A 2,505-nucleotide genomic window follows, 5' to 3' on the forward strand; every position below is an offset into this window, starting at 1 on the left:
ACTATTTTCACAATGCCATGTGCGACAGTAACTTTAGGTTGAAAATATAAACTCAGTTCATTATTAGTAATGGCTTTATCAAGGTTACTTCTCATAGCCATCTGTTCTTGCACTTCTTTTTGCATCGACAGGTTAAAAAATACCGATGCATTTCCTCCAAGGGCCTTAGCTTTGTACATTGCTGTATCAGCTGCTTGAATTAAATCCTCTAAGTTAACACCATCCTGTGGGAACATGGCGATACCTATACTAGCACCGATATGAATATCTAACTCTTCTATCAAAAACTCTTGTTTAATCTCTTCAATATATCTCAATGCCATTTGACTGGCTTCATCCATGCTGCATTGTGCAATAATGATGAATTCGTCCCCACCGAAACGACTGAATAAGTCTGTTTCACGAATGTGTGAACTTAATCGTGCTGTAACGAGTCGTAACAGTTCATCGCCATAATGGTGACCAAAAGCATCATTAATTTCTTTAAACTTATCCAGATCAATGAATAATAAAGTCCATGTTAGACCCGATCGCTGCGATTCTGCTGACGCTCGTAGAAAATATTCATTGAGTAAAACTCGATTGGGAAGACCTGTTAATTGGTCGTAATTGGCTAAATGCAGAATAGTTGCTTCGTCTTGTTGCCTTTGGGTGACATCTTCCATGATAGAAATGATGTGAAGAATTGTGCCATCAGAATCTAAAACAGTAGTTAAACTTCCTCGCTGTAAATAGAGTTCACCATTTTTCCTTTTATTCCAAAATTCACCACTCCAGATCCCATGTTTTTGCAGCTGCCGAAAAAGGCTTTCATAAAATGCGCTATCTTGTTTATCGGACTTTAGCATTCTAGGGTTTTGTCCAATAGCCTCTTCGCGGCTGTAGCCAGTGATAATAGAGAATGCTGGATTAACATCTAAAATAGTACCTTCGCCATCGGCAATAATAATAGACTCACAACTGTAGTCGAATACTTCAGTGGTTTGTTTCAGCCGCTTTTGAAAATCATGCATGGAAATAGCAAAACCAGTATCATCGGCCAATTCCTGAAACAATCGCAACATTTCAGGTGTGAAAATAAATTCCCTTTTAGAAAAAATTAGTAAACATCCTACACTGTTTAATTTTTGCTTTATAGGAAACGCTGCTACAGAGTTATAGCCAAAAAATGATGATTCGTCATGCATGTGTTTGTTTGATTGGAACAACTCGTATGCTTGGCTTGCCAGTACTCGCTTCACGAGATCGCAATTCTTGTCTACGCAGGGTAGCATTGTGAATATATCGTTCTCGTTTCGGGCTAAAGCACAGTTAATTACATTTTCATTAGATGCAGCGTTGTCAAAATGAATGATAGAAACGCGATCAAACTTGGTTTCTTCAAGAATGATTTTGCAAGCTGATTCAAAAAGTTGAGGTTTTTCTAAAGGCTTCTTGATGAGCAATTGATTAAAACGACTCAACATTTCATAAAGGTGATGTAGTGAAGTTTCTTTTTCTAGATGTTGCTCACGGTCGTGTAACATCATCCCGACCAACCACGCCACCAGTGCATTGAAACTGATAAACACAGATAACGCAATCAAGCTATTGATAACTTGTTGTGCTTGACCCGCATGACGTGAGTCTGCCCAAAAAGAGATCACACTAATACATAATATAACCATTAGGCTTTGTACCAATGGCAAACGAATAGCAACAAACAACGTATATGGCATTAGTAAAGAACTGTATGTAGCAAGAGCTCGGCCTTCGGGGTTTGCTATTGAAAAAACCATTACAGCAATGATCATTCCTACTAACAACGTCCAAACAAATGATGAAAATTTTGCCAATGAACTGAACAAATGAGATTGTTGACGGTCGTGCTGCCAGAGCAATAAGGGAGAGATTATTACCATAGAAGTGAAACGTATCGCAGTCCAGTATAAGACTTCTTGCTCAATGCCATAGAAAGTAAACGGGAGTGGTGAAACTAATCGTTCCAGTAGAGGGTGTATAATCGATGATACTAATACTGGTAATGTCACGGCAAATATAAGAAAATTTATGGATTTTTTTAGTGTGTTCGGGAACTGAGCATCTGGTGTAAACCGTCTTAACAAGAACCAGCCAAGATAAGCTTGGAAAATTAAAGTTAAGCTAATAATTGCTGATGACTGTGGCGGGATTCCAAGTAACATATTTTCAATTAAACAATTGACTACAAAAATGCCGAATAACATTATTCCTATATGGGATACACGATACGGTCGTTGTGTGAGATAAATGAGAGCAGCCAAAAGAACCGGTCCGCCGATACGATACGACGCTTGTCCATAAAAAGAGTATGTCAGCCAATGCCAAGTTGATACGGATAAACAATAGATTAAAAGCCAAGTAAACCAGGGTAATCGATTCAATGCAGTCATAATGTACATCTCAAATTGGCAACCCTCTTTTAGTTTTATATCTTAGTCGTTCCAATTTAAATTGATAGTGGTTGGCTTTTTATATTAATAGTAC

The 2,505-nt window shown here is 38.0% G+C and carries 1 protein-coding gene; it reads right to left on the minus strand.

What is annotated here, in order from left to right; all coding sequences use genetic code 11:
- Positions 1-2,225, minus strand: a 2,225-nt coding sequence (locus CXF78_RS20160) for a diguanylate cyclase domain-containing protein (RefSeq protein WP_180957230.1), incomplete at its 3' end; no start/stop codon positions are given.
- Between the last annotated feature and the right edge of the window lie 280 nt (positions 2,226-2,505).

Origin of the sequence: Shewanella sp. 11B5 (genome assembly GCF_002836795.1) — a bacterium.
Lineage (GTDB): Bacteria > Pseudomonadota > Gammaproteobacteria > Enterobacterales > Shewanellaceae > Shewanella > Shewanella frigidimarina.